A 16128-nucleotide genomic window follows, 5' to 3' on the forward strand; every position below is an offset into this window, starting at 1 on the left:
GACCAGCGACAACTCAGATGAGACTCCGCAGGATATGGATGCCGGCAATGTACTCGCCGGCGATGGTCCCGATGCTGACCAGGAAGAAGTTGAGCAGCGTCCGCGCCACGCGGTTTTTCCACCAGCCGCTCCAGTGGGTGATCTGGTCGCGCAGGTTCTCGAAGTCCACCACGCGCGGTTTGCGCACCCATGCCTCGGCCATGGCGCTGATGCCGCCCGCGGGGATGCCCGGGCGGAACGGCTTCAGCGGTGCCGCTATAAAGGCGGCGACGATGCTCAGTGGGTGCCCGCCCGCGGCGAGCGCGCCGAGCGCGGCGAGACCGCCGGTGAACAACACCCAGTTCTTCAGCGCGTCGGCGCCCAGGCTTGCGTCGCGATGGAAGGCGAAGCCGATGGCGACGAAAATGGCGAGAACCAGCCCGAATGCGATCCATTTCGGCCAGGGCGAGGCCGCCGGCGTCTGCGCGAGGACGTCGGCGGTGGATGCCGGATCGGCCTGCTGCGTGCGCAACTGTTCGGTCATGCCTTTCAGGTGGCCGGCGCCGATCACCACGAGTACGCGCTTGCCTTCGCCCACATCCATCCGTGCGGCATGCTCGCGCAGCCGCGCGGCCATGTATTCGTCGCGCTCGGCGATCAGGGCGCGGTAAAGCGGTGCGGACCCGGTGGCGAATTCGCTGAAAGCGCTTTCGAGCAGATCGCTCTGTTTCAGTTTCTCGATGTCCGCTTCGGCGATGTCCTCACGCTCGAATACGCTGCCGAGCATGCCGGCCAGCAAGCCGAAGCGCTGGAAAAAACCGACGCTGCGCCAGGCGCGCTTAAGAGTGGTGCCTACTTCGCGATCGACCAGCCAGATAGGCGTACCGCGTTGGTCCGCGCCGTCCATCGCCGCTTTCATCTCGGCGCCTGGCTCGATGCCGTACTGGGCGGCGAGACGCTTCTGGAACGACGACAGCACCAGGCTGGCGGCAACCATGCCGGCCTTGCCCTGGCGAATGACCTCGAACAGATCCATTTGCTTGAACGCTTCGGGATCGCGGATGCCGTGGGCGCGGCTGGCGCAAAGTTCCACAGCAACTGCGTCGAAGTGCTCGCGTTCGAGCAATGCCTGGACGGCTTCGACGCTGGCGCGCGATACGTGGGCCGTGCCGAGCACCACGTACTCGATGCCGTCACGCGTCATGCGTTCGATGGGTTGGCCTTCCAGGGCAGGGGGCAGGGCTACGTCGGTCTCGTGGGCATTCATGCGCGCGGGTCGTCCTGTTTATATGTAGGTGTCAGTCGCGAAAACGTTTGACTAGGTCGCCATAAGCATCGATGCGGCGATCGCGCAGGAACGGCCAGATGCGCCGTACATGTTCGCTGCGTTCCATGTCCACGTCGACGATGAGCAGTTCGCGTCCGTCCGTTCCCGCCTGCGCAATGAACTCGCCCTGTGGCCCCGCCACAAAGCTGGAGCCCCAGAACTGGATGCCGTTGCCCACGCCGGAGGGATCGGCTTCGAAACCCGTGCGATTGCAGGCCAGCAGCGGCAGGCCATTGGCGACCGCGTGGCCGCGCTGCACGGTAATCCATGCGTCGCGCTGACGTGCTTTTTCCGCGTCGTCGTCGGTCGGGTCCCAACCGATCGCGGTGGGATAGAACAGCAGATCGGCGCCGGCCAGCGCCATCAGGCGCGCGGCTTCCGGATACCACTGGTCCCAGCACACCAGCACGCCGAGCTTGCCGACGGAGGTCTGGATCGGATCGAAGCCCAGGTCGCCAGGGGTGAAATAGAACTTTTCGTAGAACGCCGGATCGTCGGGAATGTGCATCTTGCGATAGCGGCCCGCGATCTCGCGCGAACGATCGAAGACCACCGCGGTGTTGTGATACAGGCCCGTGGCGCGCTTCTCGAACAGCGATGCGACGACGACGAGCTTCAGTTCTTCGGCCAGCTTGCCCAGACGTTCGGTGCTGGGGCCGGGAATGGTTTCGGCCAGATCGAAGGTATCGACGGTTTCGCGCTGGCAGAAATACGGGCAGTTGTGCAGTTCCTGTAGCAATACCAGTTCCACGCCGGCTTTCGCGGCGTCGCGCAGGCCGGCTTCGATGGCATCCAGATTGGCATCCCGGCTGCCGCGGTCGGTTTCCTGCAGCAGTGCGACCTTCAGTGTCTTGCGGGTCATTCTCTTGGTCTCCTAGCGTCGCGGCTTACGCGGTCGGGGAAAGGGCGGCGGGCAACTGCATGGTGATGCAGTGCAGGCTACCGTTCTGCCAGATCAGCGGGCGGCAGGGTACCTGTACGACTTCGCGACCCGGATGCGCCGTGCCGATGATGCGCGCGGCCTCGTCGTCGACCGCATCGCCGTACGCGGGCACCAGTACCGCGCCGTTGACGATCAGATAGTTGGCGTAGGACGCGGCCAGACGACGACCTTCGTCGACGATCGGCTGGGCCCAGGGCAGGGGATACAGCGTATACGGCTTGCCATCGACGGTGCGCAGTGCTGCCAGTTCTCCGGCCATGCGCGTCAGTTCGTCGCTATGCGGATCGGACGCATCGTCGCATGCCTGGAAAACAATGCCGTTGCCGGGTGCGAAGCGCGCCAGGGTATCGATATGCGCGTCGGTATCGTCGCCTTCGAGATAGCCGTAATCCAGCCACAGAACGCGGCGCGCATGCAGGCCATCGACGAGCGTGCCGGTCATCGACTCGCGCGATTCGTCCGGGTGACGCTGGACCAGGCAGCGCCAGGTGGTCAGCACGGTGCCTTCGCCGTCGCTCTCGATACCGCCGCCTTCCAGCGCCCAGTCGATGCGCTTATGGCCCGCGTTACCGAAGACGCCGGCATCGACGAGCCCGGCGATCAGCGCATCGTCCTGCTCGGCGCCGAACTTGCCGCCCCAGCCGGTGAAACGGAAATCGTTGAGCCGCACCTTGCCGTCGTTGTCGACCAGCGTGATGGGGCCCGAATCGCGCAGCCAGGTATCGTCGTAAGGAAGCCGCACGAAGCGGATGCGCGACAGATCGGCCCCCGCCGCCCGCATCGCGGTTTCGGCATGCACGCCGAGCGTCTCATCCGCCACGACGACAATCAGGTCCTCGAAACGCGTCACCGCCGTCGCCAGCGCCACATAAGTGGTTTCGACCTCGGCGAGGCGCTCGGCCCAGTCGGTATCCGCGTGCGGCCATGCGATCAGCACGGCGGACTGGCGTTCCCATTCTGCGGGCAATCGAAAGGTGTCTTGGCTCATGGGCGATGTCATTCGTCGTGATATGGGGACGGCACGGCACGCGGCAATGCCCGGGGCCGGGCATTGTAAAGCCTTGGAGTGGGCGATGCCCGGAGCGGCGGGTGCACCGAATTTCTGTAGGAGCCCGCTTGCGGGCGAAAGCCAACGGAGAGAAGAAGACGGATGCTCACCTCCGCGAGCCCGGTCTACGGGCTGCGGATGTCACGCATGGCATCTCCGCTCCGTTGGCTTTCGCCCGGAAGCGGGCTCCTGCAAGGGCGCTTTAGCGCGTCTGGCCCGGATTCGTATTGTTCCCCGCCGGCGTATTCAGCACCGTGTGAACCACGTGGCTACGCTCGAAATACACGATATAGCCGGGATATTCCCAGCGATTGATGACTGGCTGCTGCTTGCTGCCGCCGCCGCGCGGGTCGAGCTTGCTGACCGGCGCGCCGTAACGGCGTTCGACGTCGGCCATGCTCATGCCCTTCTTCGGAAGGTCCATGCCCTGTTCCTGCTGGACACGCTTCATCAGCAGGCTATCCGCATGCGCGGTCTGGAACGCGGCCGCGCTGGCCAGAGCCGCCGCGATGGCGATCGTCGAAACAAAAGGCTTGAACTTCAACATGTCCGCTCTCCGCGCTCCCCACGCAGCGCTGCCGCAGCGTTGTATCAGATGTAGGGTGCATGCGCCATGGGCGCCGCGTAGCGGTTCTCGCGGTTGTGGCGCCCGTCGCGTTTTCTGCCGCAAACCGGGAAAAATCCGGCCGGTGGCACGGGCGGGGTATCATGGGCGTTGTTCTCGCCCATTCCGACCCCTGATGATCTCCTTCCGCCAATTCGCCTTGCGGCGTGGCAGCCGCACGCTGCTTTCCAACGTCGACGTCACCCTGCAGAGCGGGTGGAGCCTCGGCGTCGTCGGCCGTAACGGCTGCGGCAAATCGAGCCTTTTCGCCGCGCTGAAGGGCGAACTCGAGCCGGAGCTTGGCGATCTGGACATGCCGTCGCGTATCCGCCTGGCCGCCGTCGATCAGGAAACGCCCGCGCTGCCGGACCCGGCGATCGAGTATGTCCTGGGTGGCGACGTCGAAGTGGCGACGGTGCTGCGCGCGGAAGCGGCAGCCGAAGCGGCCGGCGATCACGAAGCCGTGGCCGCGGCCCATATCCGTATAGAAGAGCTCAACGGTTACGACGCGCGCGCCCGCGCCGGCCGTCTGCTGCATGGCCTGGGCTTCCCCGCCGAGACCCACGAACGGCCTGTCGCCTCGTTCTCGGGCGGCTGGCGCGTGCGTCTGAACCTGGCGCGCGCTCTGATGGCGCCGTCCGACCTGCTGCTGCTCGACGAGCCGACGAACCATCTCGATCTCGATGCCGTGCTCTGGCTGGAGGAATGGCTGCGTCGCTATCCGGGGACGCTGCTGGTCATTTCGCATGACCGCGAATTCATGGATGGCGTGATTTCGCACACGCTGCACCTGCACGACGGCACGGCGAAGCTATACACCGGCGACTACACCGCATTCGAACGCCAGCGCGCCGAACATCTGCGCCAGCAGCAGGTCGCGCACGAGCGCGAACAGGCCGAACGTGCCCATCTGCAGTCGTTCATCGACCGCTTCAAGGCGAAAGCCAGCAAGGCCAAGCAGGCGCAGTCGCGCGTGAAGCGGCTCGAAAAACTCGCCGGCACCGAAGCCGTGCGTGCGGAGCGCGGTTTCAGCTTCTCGTTCGCCAAGCCCGAAAAGCTGCCGACCTCGATGCTTCGCCTCGATCATGTCGATGCCGGCTATGGCGATCACCTCGTACTGCGGGATGTCGGTTTCGGACTGGAAGCGGGCGACCGCATCGGTCTGCTCGGTCCGAATGGCGCGGGTAAGTCGACGCTGGTGAAGTCGCTGGTCGGCGATCTCGATCCGCTGTCGGGCGAGCGCGCCATCCATCGCGATCTGCGGATCGGCTACTTTGCCCAGCACACCGTCGAAAGCCTGCGCGAAGGCGCGAGTCCTTTCGATCACCTGCAGGAAAAGGCCCCCGGCGTCGGCGCCCAGGCGCTGCGCGATTTCCTCGGTACCTGGAATTTCCCGGCCGACCGTGCCTTCGAGCCGGTGGACGATTTCTCCGGCGGCGAACGCGCGCGACTGGCGCTGGCACTCATCGCCTGGGACAAGCCGAACCTGCTGCTGCTCGACGAACCGACCAACCATCTCGATCTCGACATGCGCGAAGCGCTGGCCGATGCGCTGGCCGAATTCGATGGTGCACTCGTGCTGGTCTCGCACGATCGTCATTTGTTGGGCATGGTCTGCGACGAATTCTGGCGTGTGGCCGACGGTACGGTCGAGCCGTTCGACGGCGATCTGGACGACTACGCAAAATGGCTGCGCAGCCGCGCCACCACGCGCACGACGGCGGCCACGTCGTCCACGCCGCCCGGTGCGTCGTATCGCGATCGGCGCAAGGCCAGTGCGGGACAACGCGAGAAAGAAAAGCCGCTGCGTGCGCGCATAAAGAAAATCGAAGCGCTCGTCGAAACGCTCGACAAGGAACTGAATACCATTCAGACCAAGCTCGCCGACCCGGCCGTTTATGAAGGACCGACCGGCGAACTGATGAAGCTCGGACAGCGGCAGGGCGACCTGCGTCGCGAAAAGGAAGAACTGGAAGCCGAGTGGATGGGTCTCCTCGAGCAGATCGAGGCATGACGCCGTGAGTGCGTTGCACGTCCTGCTGCCGCCGCGCGATCGTTACGCGTCGGCGACGGACTTGCGCGAATGGCTGGCTCGCGGCACCCGTCTGCGCGACGCCGAGCCCGGCTATGTCGCGGCATTGCGCGAGCATTTCAGCTGGCCGGATGGCCCGCTACCCGTCGCAGCCCTGATCCGGCAACTGGTGGCGGGCGACGCGGGCGATGCGCTCTGGCTGTGCGCCGATCCGGCATGGGTGCAACCCGAACTCAACGGCGCGCGCCTGCTTGCCTGCGGCAATCTCGGATTGCGCCCGGACGACGCAGCGACGCTGGTCGCCGCACTTGCCGAGACCTTCAGTGCGGAAGGAATGGAACTGCGTGTCGGCGATGCGGAGCACTGGCAGCTGAAAGTGCCGCGCTACGTCGACCTGCCGCATTTTCCCGAACCGGAAGAAGCGCTCGGCGCGGATCTCTTCGAACAGTTGCCGCAAGGCACCGATGGCCGTCGCTGGCGCGCCCTGATCAACGAAGCCCAGGTCGTCCTGCACAACGAGCCGTGGAATGCGACGCGTCGTGCGCAAGGCGTCGCGCCGGTCAACAGCGTGTGGCTATGGGGTGGCGGAACATTGCCCGACTGGGTGGAAAGCGGACTCGGTCGCGTCGTGAGCGACGATCTTCTCGTCTGGGCGCTTGCGGCTCGTGCGGGCGTCGATGTCGTCGGGCGCGATCCCAGGTCGGCTGCAACGGACGATGCCGCTTTTACGCTGCTCGATCTTCAGGACACCCAGCTATCGTCCTTCGAACGCGACTGGTGGCCGGTGATTGCCACGCGCCTTCAGGCTGGCGGTAGCGAAGTACGTCTGTCGTTCGCCAGCGGCGAACGCTACATCCTGCGCGCCGCGCATCGTCTGCGCTTCTGGCGCAGGACGCCGAAGGCATGACCGCGAAGCAGTGGCGCCAGCGTCCGCTGGCGGCCGAGCCCCGCGACTGGCCGCTCCATGTGCATCCGGTGATCCAGCGCGTATATGCCGCGCGGGGTGTCGTAACTCCCGACGGTGCCGAGCATCGTCTCGCGCGTCTGCTCGCGCCGTCGCTGCTGGGCGGCATGGACAAAGCGGTATCGTTGCTGATCGAAGCGATCCGTGCCGACCGCCACATCGTTATCGCGGGCGACTACGACTGCGACGGTGCGACCGGGACGGCCGTCGCCGTGCGCGGCCTGCGCATGCTGGGCGCACGTCATGTGGCGCACGTCGTACCCAATCGTTTTGTGCACGGATATGGGCTGAGCGAAGCGCTGGTCGCATCGCTGGACCCCACGCCCGACGTCATCGTGACCGTCGATAACGGCATTGCCAGCGTCGCCGGCGTCGCCGCGGCAAAGGCGCGCGGCATCGCCGTCGTGATTACGGATCATCATCTTCCGGGCGATACGTTGCCCGATGCCGATGCGATCGTGAATCCCAATCTCGCCGGCGACGGTTTTCCGAGCAAGGCGCTCGCGGGCGTCGGCGTCATGTTCTATCTGCTGCTGGCGCTGCGTGCCGCCTTGCGCGACGCGGGCGCATTCGGTGAAAGCGAACCCGATCTGCAATCGCTGCTGGATCTGGTAGCGCTGGGTACGGTGGCCGATCTGGTCACGCTGGATTTCAACAATCGCGTGCTGGTCGATGCGGGCCTGAAGCGCATGCGCGCGGGGCGCGCGTGCGCCGGCATCGTCGCGCTGATCGAGTCCAGCGGACGTTCGTTGTCCACGATCGGCGCGACGGATCTCGCTTTCGCGGTCGGTCCCCGGTTGAATGCCGCGGGCAGGCTCGAGGACATGTCGCTTGGCGTCGCTTGCCTGCTGACGGACGATGCGGCGATAGCCCGTCGTTACGGCGAGCAGCTGTCCGCGATCAATCAGGAACGTCGCGAACTGCAGGCTGGCATGGTGGACGAGGCCGAGACGATGGTCGCCCGCGCCGCGCACATCGATGCGATAGGCGTCGCTCTGTTCGATCCGGGCTGGCACGCCGGTATCGTGGGTCTGGTGGCATCGAAGCTGAAGGAAAAACTGCATCGTCCGGTGCTTGCTTTCGCTCCCGCGGGCGACGACACCGACGAACTGCGCGGGTCCGCACGATCGATCCCCGGTTTCCATATCCGCGATGCGCTGGCCGAGATCGACGCACGTCATCCCGGACTGATCCTGCGTTTCGGCGGCCATGCGATGGCCGCCGGGCTGAGTCTGCGCATGGCGGATTTCGACACGTTCGCACAGGCGTTCGACACGCTGGCCCGCGCGCAGCTCGACGACGAGCGGCTTCAGGCCATCGTCTATACCGATGGCGAGCTGGACGTGGACGACCATACGCTGGACCTGGCCCGCCAGCTGCGCCAGGCGGGGCCCTGGGGGCAGGGCTTTCCGCAACCGGTATTCGAGAACAGCTTCGACTGCGCATCGTGGAAAGTGATGGGGCAGCGCCATTTGCGCCTGCAACTGCGCGATCCGCGTTCGGGATTCGTGCACGACGCCGTGATGTTCAACGCCTATCACGGCACGCCGCCGCCGATGCGGATGCGTGCGGCCTACGAACTGTCGATCAACGACTGGCAGGGTAGGGAGTCAGTGCGGCTGTTGCTGCAACATATGGAACCGCAAGCCTGATAGAGCCGTGAGCTTTCCGTAGGAGCGCGGCCGCTTCGATTTAATTCCCTCGAGTTTTTCAGACTGGTCTGAGAGTCCGCTTCCGGCTGTCCCGTTAGATTCTTCCGAACGTCGTTTCATGCGACGACTTTCAGCGGAATACTCGAATGGAAGACAGCTTCGATACGGAGTTGCCGGACGCGCTCCCCGGTGCACCGGATGCCAGATCGCTCATCGAGCGAATGAGAACGCGCGACGATGGATGCGACCTCGAATCGGATGCCGACTTCGTGCGTCTGTCCATTCGCATCGAGGGTGGTGTCGAAGTGCAATACGGCGATCGTGTGTTCGCCGCGCCCACCGTGGACTGGTTCCTGGTCGAAACCTCCTGCCTGGAACTGCTGGAACGCTCCAACGACTTGCGCGTCGCGGTCTGGCTGGCGCGGGCATGGCTGGAACGCCACGGTCTCGGCGGATTCGCGGCGGGTGTTCAGATCGTTGCCTTCCTGCTCAGGGAGCGCTGGCCGGGCATGTATCCGCGTCTGTGCGAAGAAGACGGCGACGACCCCATCGCCCGCCTCAACGCACTTGCCGCGCTGGCGACGACCGACGTACTGGCTTCGCTGGGGCGTCAGCGGCTACCGGCACATCCCCTGTCCACGCCACTGCGTTTAAGAGACGCGCTGTCCGGGCGTACAACCCCGGAGATGCATGCCACGCTAAAACTGTGGGGCGCATCGATCGATGTCGGACAATTCCATGCATTCGCCATGCTGCTCGATGGCCTGATCGACGATGTCGTTGTCGCTGCCCACGTTCTGGAACATCGGGCAGGCGGCAGCGCCTTGCTCGAACCATTGCACCATTTTCTGCGTGCCGTCTCCCATAGCACGGCCTCCGTGGCCGGCGCATCGGGCCCGGCGAAAGAAGATCCCGATGCTCGCGACATTCCCGATGCGGCTCCCGGGACCAAGGCGATGCCCCGTGGCGTGATGTGCGCGTCGCGCGTGGATGTCCGGCAGGCCATGGATGCCATTACCGGGTACTACGAGCGATGCGAGCCATCCAGCCCGGTTCCCCTGTTGATCGAGCGTGCACGTCGTCTGGCCAGTCAGGATTTTCTTGGCATCGTCGCGGAACTCGCTCCCGGCAACTCCGCCGAATTTCGCCACGCGCTTGGCGTTGCGGAAACCCCCTGACGATCGCGTCGTCGACCGAACCACGGAAGCCCAGCTATGTCCCGTACGGAAAGCAGTCAGAAATTCATCGCCCGCAATCGCCCGCCTCGCGTCCAGATCGAATACGACGTCGAACTGAATGGTGCGGAAGCCGTCGTAGAGCTTCCCTTCGTGACCGGCGTGATCGGCGATCTTGCCGGCGCACCGCGCGGCGACGCACTGCCGTTGGCCGAACGCAAATTTCTCGACATCGACATGGACAACTTCGATGAGCGGCTGCGTTCCATCCATCCTGCGGTGAACCTGCGAGTGCCCAACGAACTGGCGGGCGAGGGCGAGCTGGCGGTGTCGTTCGATATCCAGTGCATGGACGATTTTTCGCCCGGTGCCATCGCCCGGCACGTAGAGCCGCTTCGGCAGCTCCTGGAAGCGCGGGAGCAACTGGCGAACCTGCTCGCCTACATGGACGGCAAAGCCGGAGCGGAAGAGCTCGTCGCGACGTTGCTCGGACGTCCCGAACTCATGAAGTCGCTGCTGCCGTGACGTCCGCTCCCGATTCCCATGCTTCCGAAGGAGCGGCGCCCCGCATGACCGACACTGTAGAAACGTCCCACGATATGGCCGCTCTGGACGCGGCGACCTTTACGTCGTTGTTGCATCGCGAGTTGCGCCCCCGTTCGGCGGAAGCGCTCGCGGCCATGGAGCTCGCGGTGAGAACGCTGGCCGAGCAGGCGCTGGCGGCGGCACCGGTGTTGCACGACGACGCGGTCGACACCATCCAGAGTCTTATCGCCGCGATCGACCGGAGACTATCCGCCCAGGTCAACCGCATCCTTCATCACCCGACTTTTCAGGCACTCGAATCGGCGTGGCGCGGTCTGCACTATCTCGTTTCCAACACGGAGACCGGCGAGCGGCAGAAGATTCGTTTTCTGGACATCGGCAAAGCCGAACTTGCACGGGAGCTCAGGAAGTACAGCGGCATTACCTGGGACCAGAGTCCGCTCTTCAAGAAGATCTACGAACACGAGTACGGCCAGTTTGGCGGCGAGCCCTATGGCGCGCTGATTGTCGATATGGCATTCGGCCACGGACCGCAGGACATCGAACTGTTGCGTTCGATGGCTCGCATTGCCGCCGCGGCGCATGTCCCGCTGATCGCCGCAGCCGATCCTTCCGTGATGCTGATGGATTCGTGGCAGGAGCTGGCGAATCCGCGCGATATCGCCAAGCTGTTCCAGACGCCGGAACACGCAGCATGGCGCGATTTCCGGAACTCGGACGATGCACGTTATGTCGGACTGACGATGCCGCGTTTTCTCGCGCGAATCCCTTACGGTGCACGTACCCAGCCGGTGGAGGACTTCGACTTCGAGGAAGAGACCGAAGGCGATGCACGCAACTACGCCTGGGCAAACGCGGCCTATGCGATGGCGGTGAATATCAATCGGTCCTTCAGCCTTTACGGTTGGTGTTCGCAGATACGGGGCATCGAATCGGGCGGTTCCGTCGACGGTTTGCCCGTGCATACGTTCCCCACCGGCGACGGCGGCATCGACATGACGTGTCCCACGGAAATCGCCATCAGCGACCGGCGGGAGATCGAGCTTGCGAAGAACGGCTTCATGCCGCTGGTCCATCGCAAGCATTCGGCATCCGCTGCGTTCATCGGTGCGCAATCGCTGCATTGCCCTCAGGTATACGACGATCCGGTCGCGACCGCGAATGCGAATCTGGCTGCCCGCCTGCCTTACCTCTTCGCGACGTGCCGTTTCGCGCATTACCTGAAATGCATCGTGCGGGACAAGATCGGTACGTTCAGGGAACGCGCCGATATGGAAACGTGGCTGAACAACTGGATCGGCCGTTACGTCGAGCACAACCCCGCCACGGCGACCGACCGGGACAAGGCACGCAAGCCGCTTGCGGGCGCGGATGTCCATGTCGAAGAAGACGAAAGCAACCCCGGCGTCTATCGCGCGAAATTCTTCCTGCGACCGCACTACCAACTGGAAGGTCTGACCGTTTCACTTCGACTCGTGTCCAGGCTTCCGTCCATACGGTCGTGAGGCGACCGTTTATCTGAAATACCCTACAGAAAGGTCATGTCATGAGTTCCGATACGCACAACATCGTTCTGAAGTTCGGTAAGGAAATCAAAGGATCTTCCAGCATCAAAGGTTACGAGGACTGGATTCTCGTCGACAGTTATTCGATGTCGAGCGGCCGGGCGCTGACGATGGTGAAAGGCACCCAGAATCGCACAATCGGTACGGGACAGATGTCGGAGCTCTTGCTCAGCAAAGGGTCGGACAAGGCATCGGCGGACATCTTCATGCAGTCGCTATGTGGAGATTCGCTGGGCGAAGCCACGCTGCGTGTTCTCGATGGCAGCATCAAGGATAAGCAGCGGGTCGTGATGGAGTTGAAGATGCATGACGTGATGGTCAGTCATTTCAGTTCCACGGCAAGCCTGGGCAGGCCCGTCGAATCGTTCCAGCTTAGTTTCATGCTTTTTTCGATCCAGACCAACCAGAGCAATGGCGAAAAGGAAATCGTCGGTACGCCGAAGGTGTGGGATCTTCGCAATAGTGTCCAGGGCTGATGGATGTCAGGCGGATGCCGCCCGATGACGATCCGGTCGTACTCGCGCGCACTCCTTACGGTCGCGGCGAGTTGTTGTTCGACCGTCTCAGGGGTGGTGTCGCCGGAGACGAAAGGGATGCCGGATGGCGATCCCAGCTGATCGTACTGCAACGCGATCTGTCGGCACTTTTCAATGCATCCGGGCTAGGCGCCGGTTTCGATGGCATGCATCTGCCGCGCGTGACCCACTCGGTGCTCAACTACGGACTGGGAAGCATGGCTGGCGTTGTTGTTTCCAGCATCAGTCTGGAGGCGATCGCGCGACGCATACGACGTGCGATTCATGACTTCGAGCCGCGCATCCTGCGGGATGGCCTGCGGGTCTATCCCCTGGCGCCGCAGGATGCGGCGACGGGAAGGTTGGTATTTGTTATCGAGGGGCTTTGTCGATGCCTCGCCGGAACTGTGCCGTTCCGTGTTCGTTCCATATGGGATACCGAGAGCGGTGCCGTCAGTGTCGCGGTCACGCGCGGGGCCGCGACGGATGGATGATGGTCTGCTTCGTCACTACGAGGAGGAACTTCGTTTTCTGCGCGATAGTGGTGTCGAATTTGCTCGTGCCTACCCGGCCGTGGCCAGCCGGCTTGGCCTGGACGACGAACGGACAGCGGATCCGGGTGTGGAGCGGCTCCTTGAGGGTCTCGCCTTCCTTACCGCTCGCATCCAGCGACAGATGGATGCGGGATTCCCCCAGTTCACCGAAAATCTGTTGTCGCTGATCGATCCCTCGGCACTGGCGATGGTGCCGTCGATGGCGGTGCTGCGTTTCGAGCCCGATATCGCCGAGCGCTCGCTTGCCGCGGGCTATCGGGTTCCCATGGGCACGCCGGTGCGGGCGACAGCGGAAGCGATGCGCGATTGCGAGTTCCGGACGAGTCGGGATGTGACGCTCTGGCCGCTGGCCATCGACGGTATCGATTTGCTGCATGGGTCGGTATTGCGACTTCGGCTGCGCTGTGCTGCCGGATGTCGGTTCTCGGATCTTTCGCTCGATGAATTGCCCCTGTTCATTCCCGGAAACGGTGCGGTGGCAAACTTCTTATATGAAGCGTTGATCTGTCCTGCCGGCGTCTTCTACGCGATGGCTGCCGACGAACCGATGTCCGGTGAGAACAGGCACGCCGCGATTCACACGTTTTCCATATCGCCGCCCGCCGACGAGGACGACATTTATCCCGATCGGGGCAATACGGCGTTACGGACGCTCAGACATTTTCTTGCTTTCCCGCAGGGTGGGCGATTCGTCCGTCTTGCCGGTCTGGCACCCGCGGTGCGGTCCTGTCATGGCGACAGGCTCGATCTTCATATACCTGTCGGCAGTCGCGCGAGTACGTTGCTGAAAACTCTGGACGATCAATGTCTCGCGTTGTTCTGCACGCCCGTTCTCAATCTGTTTCGCAAGCGCACCGAGCGTATTCTGGTCGACGGAAAAACCGACGATATTCGCGTGGTTGTCGATCGCTCGCGACCGCGCGACTACGATGTGTACGGCATCGAATCGGTGCATATGCGGCACAACGGCAGGTCCGGCGCGCATCCACTGCATCCCGCGTATTCGGCAACGGATACTCATAACGACGCGGGTTATTACCGTATACGTCGTTCGCCACGCATGGCGGCAGGCGGCGATATGGATCAGGCGGGGTATCGTCACAGCGACACATTCATAAGCATCGTCGAATCCGGTGTTCAGGCAGAGCCTGCGGGCATGGGCGAACTGAGTATCGTTGCGTGGTGTACCAACGGTGCATTGCCCTATGCCATGGCGCACCGTGGCGGCGCGACGTTCGTCCTCGATGCGGGCGGACCGGTACGCGGTGTCCGGTGCATGGCGGGCCCATCGCGCGCGATGGGCCCCCCGCCGCCCGACCGCCAGTTGTGGCATGCGCTCGCCTACGTATCGCGAAGCTATCTGCAACTGGCGTGCGACGATGCGGAAGCCGGCGCGGCGGCATTGCGCGATCTGCTGCGTTCGCAGGTCGATGGGGCGAACGCGCCAGCCGGCCGCCTGATCGACGGTATCCGCGGTCTGCGTTCCGAGCCGGCGTTCAGACGGGCGCCCGGGCCCGGGCCGGTCAGTTTTGCCAGAGGGCTGCGACTGCTCCTGACGCTGGATGACGATGCCTGTGAAAGCGTGGGCGCTTGCCTCGCCGCAGCGGCACTCGAAGTATTTTTCGCGCGCTATGCCGCATTGAATACGTTCACCGAGACGGTTCTGGAAACCACGCGTCGCGGACGCGTGGCAGAGTGGCCAGCAAGGGCAGGGCGATGCGTCCTGTTGTAAAGCCCACCATGGCGGGCGTGCTCGATGCGCTTGAGCGTACGCCGTGGCGTTACGACTTCTTCGCTGCGCTCCGATGGCTGGAAGCGGCGCATCCATCGGCCCCCTCCATTGGAACGTCGCGTCGCCTCGACGACGACCCCGTGCGTTTCACGCAGGCTGTCTCCGTCGCATTCGAAGCGAACGCCATACGCGGACTTCGCCGTCGCGCCCATGCAGCACCTCGACTTGAAGTCGTTTTCTTCGGTCTCACGGGCGCGAACGGGCCGATGCCACTGCATCTCAGCGAGGAAGTTCTCCTTCGCGGCATCGCCCACGACGACGCCATGGCGGCGTTTCTGGACATCTTTCACCATCGCCTGCTGTCGCTGCTCTATCGCGCATGGTCCGAGGTGCGGCCCTATCCCGGGGCGCGCGGAAGGGTGTCGCGGGACAGGTTCGCGGGCTATGTCGCCGCCCTTGCCGGCGATCCGTCGAATGTCGCGCGCGCCGACCCGCTGCAATGCTGCGACCAGCGGCGGAGTGGCGACGACCTCGAACGTCGGTTGCGCGACCGGTTGCAAGTCGACGCGTCCATCGAGCCCTTGTCCGGATGCTGGACGCTGCTTGCGACCGGCGACCGTGTGTTCGCAGGAGGCAGCAGACCGGCATCCCTCGGTGTGACGTCGATACTTGGACGACGCGGCTGGAATACCCAGCACGGATTCCGGGTGCGTCTGGGGCCGATGGCTTGGTCGGCATATCGCGATCTTCTGCCGGGTGGCGACGATGGACGGATGTTGTTCCGTACCGTGAACCGCTATGTCGATGGCGGCATGCAATGGCAAGCCGTCCTGTTGATCGACGACGCATCGTGTCCGCGCATCCGCCTGGGCGATCCGGTTCCCCTCGGGCGCGCGTCGTGGCTGTGGTCGCGGCGCGAAGGCAGTCGCCGTGGCGTCTTCGTCGTCGACTCCGTCCGGCACGCCGCCGCGATGCGCGGCACTGACGCCGCCAACGATGCCGCTGTCGAATCGATCGACGAAGAACCCGTCGGTCTGTCCCCTTATCGATCTTCTTCTTTTGTCACGTACGCAGGAAAATCATGGTTGCCCAAGTCGTCTCCGGTGCCACGTTGAGCTGCTCGTTCGGGATGTCGCCCGGCGTGCTGACCGTGTCGCCCATCAGTCGCGTACAGGTGGAAGGCCAACCCGCCGCCAACATCCGCGACCATATTCCACTCGCCAACATTTCCTCATTCGGTCTGTGTCGCTGTCCCGCCAATCCAGTCGTCGTCGCAGCGACGGTGGCGGCCATGGGCGTTCCGACGCCCGGAGGGTGCGTGCCGTCGACGTCCACACCGTGGATGCCGGGTGCGCTGGGCGCGACGACAGCGGGGAGTCCTTCGCTCGACGCCACATCGACCTGTCTGTGCACCTGGGGCGGCAGCATCCGTATTGTTTCACCCGGCACGGTGCGATCGCATGTCGCGTGACCGCCGGATACGGAAGACTCT

15 protein-coding genes are annotated in these 16128 nt (G+C 64.0%); 11 read left to right on the forward strand and 4 right to left on the reverse strand.

Annotated elements, in window-relative coordinates; all coding sequences use genetic code 11:
* Positions 1-13: 13 nt before the first annotated feature.
* The 4 genes from EC912_RS01445 to EC912_RS01460 form a co-directional block, all read right to left on the reverse strand.
* Positions 14-1246: a TraB/GumN family protein gene (locus EC912_RS01445; RefSeq protein WP_132141366.1), complete on the reverse strand. Its 1233-nt coding sequence runs from the start codon at positions 1244-1246 to the stop codon at positions 14-16.
* Positions 1247-1277: 31 nt separating this feature from the next.
* The gene (locus tag EC912_RS01450) at positions 1278-2168 is read right to left on the reverse strand and encodes a carbon-nitrogen hydrolase (protein ID WP_132141367.1); all 891 of its coding nucleotides are present in this window, start codon (positions 2166-2168) and stop codon (positions 1278-1280) included.
* 25 nt (positions 2169-2193) lie between these two features.
* On the reverse strand, positions 2194-3237 hold the full coding sequence (locus EC912_RS01455) for an agmatine deiminase family protein (RefSeq protein WP_132141368.1): 1044 nt from the start codon (positions 3235-3237) through the stop codon (positions 2194-2196).
* Between the two features lie 262 nt (positions 3238-3499).
* Positions 3500-3844: a hypothetical protein gene (locus EC912_RS01460; RefSeq protein ID WP_132141369.1), complete on the reverse strand. Its 345-nt coding sequence runs from the start codon at positions 3842-3844 to the stop codon at positions 3500-3502.
* Between the two features lie 193 nt (positions 3845-4037).
* Here EC912_RS01460 and EC912_RS01465 point away from each other — a divergent pair, with 193 nt between their 5' ends.
* The 11 genes from EC912_RS01465 to EC912_RS01515 all read left to right on the forward strand — a co-directional run bounded on the left by EC912_RS01465 (position 4038) and on the right by EC912_RS01515 (position 16107).
* The gene (locus EC912_RS01465) at positions 4038-5915 is read left to right on the forward strand and encodes an ABC-F family ATP-binding cassette domain-containing protein (protein WP_132141370.1); all 1878 of its coding nucleotides are present in this window, start codon (positions 4038-4040) and stop codon (positions 5913-5915) included.
* A gap of 4 nt (positions 5916-5919) precedes the next feature.
* A complete protein-coding gene (locus EC912_RS01470; protein ID WP_132141371.1) occupies positions 5920-6840 on the forward strand; it encodes a phosphoglycerate mutase in 921 nt (306 codons plus the stop codon).
* Positions 6837-8549 (forward strand): single-stranded-DNA-specific exonuclease RecJ, encoded by a 1713-nt coding sequence (recJ, locus tag EC912_RS01475; protein ID WP_132141372.1) that lies wholly within the window; start codon positions 6837-6839, stop codon positions 8547-8549. The genes EC912_RS01470 and recJ overlap by 4 nt, the downstream gene beginning before the upstream one ends.
* A gap of 146 nt (positions 8550-8695) precedes the next feature.
* Positions 8696-9727: an ImpA family type VI secretion system protein gene (locus tag EC912_RS01480; protein ID WP_132141373.1), complete on the forward strand. Its 1032-nt coding sequence runs from the start codon at positions 8696-8698 to the stop codon at positions 9725-9727.
* Between the two features lie 36 nt (positions 9728-9763).
* Positions 9764-10249 carry a type VI secretion system contractile sheath small subunit gene (gene tssB / locus EC912_RS01485; protein ID WP_132141374.1) on the forward strand — a complete coding sequence of 162 codons (486 nt, stop codon included), beginning with the start codon at positions 9764-9766 and terminating at the stop codon, positions 10247-10249.
* Between the two features lie 44 nt (positions 10250-10293).
* Positions 10294-11775: a type VI secretion system contractile sheath large subunit gene (gene tssC, locus EC912_RS01490; protein ID WP_132141375.1), complete on the forward strand. Its 1482-nt coding sequence runs from the start codon at positions 10294-10296 to the stop codon at positions 11773-11775.
* 41 nt (positions 11776-11816) lie between these two features.
* Positions 11817-12311: a type VI secretion system tube protein Hcp gene (locus tag EC912_RS01495; protein WP_132141376.1), complete on the forward strand. Its 495-nt coding sequence runs from the start codon at positions 11817-11819 to the stop codon at positions 12309-12311.
* A gap of 14 nt (positions 12312-12325) precedes the next feature.
* A complete protein-coding gene (locus EC912_RS01500; RefSeq protein ID WP_165973461.1) occupies positions 12326-12844 on the forward strand; it encodes a GPW/gp25 family protein in 519 nt (172 codons plus the stop codon).
* Positions 12837-14636 carry a type VI secretion system baseplate subunit TssF gene (tssF, locus tag EC912_RS01505; protein WP_165973462.1) on the forward strand — a complete coding sequence of 600 codons (1800 nt, stop codon included), beginning with the start codon at positions 12837-12839 and terminating at the stop codon, positions 14634-14636. Before EC912_RS01500 ends, tssF begins: the two co-directional genes overlap by 8 nt.
* Positions 14621-15751 carry a type VI secretion system baseplate subunit TssG gene (gene tssG, locus EC912_RS01510; protein WP_132141379.1) on the forward strand — a complete coding sequence of 377 codons (1131 nt, stop codon included), beginning with the start codon at positions 14621-14623 and terminating at the stop codon, positions 15749-15751. The genes tssF and tssG overlap by 16 nt, the downstream gene beginning before the upstream one ends.
* Entirely contained in the window at positions 15718-16107 is a 390-nt protein-coding gene (locus tag EC912_RS01515; protein ID WP_132141380.1) for a DUF4280 domain-containing protein, read from the forward strand. Before tssG ends, EC912_RS01515 begins: the two co-directional genes overlap by 34 nt.
* The last annotated feature ends 21 nt before the right edge of the window (positions 16108-16128 follow it).

Source organism: Luteibacter rhizovicinus, from assembly GCF_004342265.1.
In the GTDB taxonomy this organism is placed as follows: Bacteria; Pseudomonadota; Gammaproteobacteria; order Xanthomonadales; family Rhodanobacteraceae; genus Luteibacter; species Luteibacter rhizovicinus_B.

Coding starts and splice junctions, on each gene's coding strand:
- EC912_RS01445 (WP_132141366.1), bottom strand. CDS start 1,246: ATGAATGCCCACGAGACCGACGTAGCCCTGCCCCCTGCCCTGGAAGGC.
- recJ (WP_132141372.1), top strand. CDS start 6,837: ATGACCGCGAAGCAGTGGCGCCAGCGTCCGCTGGCGGCCGAGCCCCGC.
- EC912_RS01500 (WP_165973461.1), top strand. CDS start 12,326: ATGCCGCCCGATGACGATCCGGTCGTACTCGCGCGCACTCCTTACGGT.
- EC912_RS01455 (WP_132141368.1), bottom strand. CDS start 3,237: ATGAGCCAAGACACCTTTCGATTGCCCGCAGAATGGGAACGCCAGTCC.
- EC912_RS01495 (WP_132141376.1), top strand. CDS start 11,817: ATGAGTTCCGATACGCACAACATCGTTCTGAAGTTCGGTAAGGAAATC.
- tssG (WP_132141379.1), top strand. CDS start 14,621: ATGCGTCCTGTTGTAAAGCCCACCATGGCGGGCGTGCTCGATGCGCTT.
- tssC (WP_132141375.1), top strand. CDS start 10,294: ATGACCGACACTGTAGAAACGTCCCACGATATGGCCGCTCTGGACGCG.
- EC912_RS01460 (WP_132141369.1), bottom strand. CDS start 3,844: ATGTTGAAGTTCAAGCCTTTTGTTTCGACGATCGCCATCGCGGCGGCT.
- tssB (WP_132141374.1), top strand. CDS start 9,764: ATGTCCCGTACGGAAAGCAGTCAGAAATTCATCGCCCGCAATCGCCCG.
- EC912_RS01480 (WP_132141373.1), top strand. CDS start 8,696: ATGGAAGACAGCTTCGATACGGAGTTGCCGGACGCGCTCCCCGGTGCA.
- EC912_RS01465 (WP_132141370.1), top strand. CDS start 4,038: ATGATCTCCTTCCGCCAATTCGCCTTGCGGCGTGGCAGCCGCACGCTG.
- EC912_RS01515 (WP_132141380.1), top strand. CDS start 15,718: ATGGTTGCCCAAGTCGTCTCCGGTGCCACGTTGAGCTGCTCGTTCGGG.
- EC912_RS01450 (WP_132141367.1), bottom strand. CDS start 2,168: ATGACCCGCAAGACACTGAAGGTCGCACTGCTGCAGGAAACCGACCGC.
- tssF (WP_165973462.1), top strand. CDS start 12,837: ATGGATGATGGTCTGCTTCGTCACTACGAGGAGGAACTTCGTTTTCTG.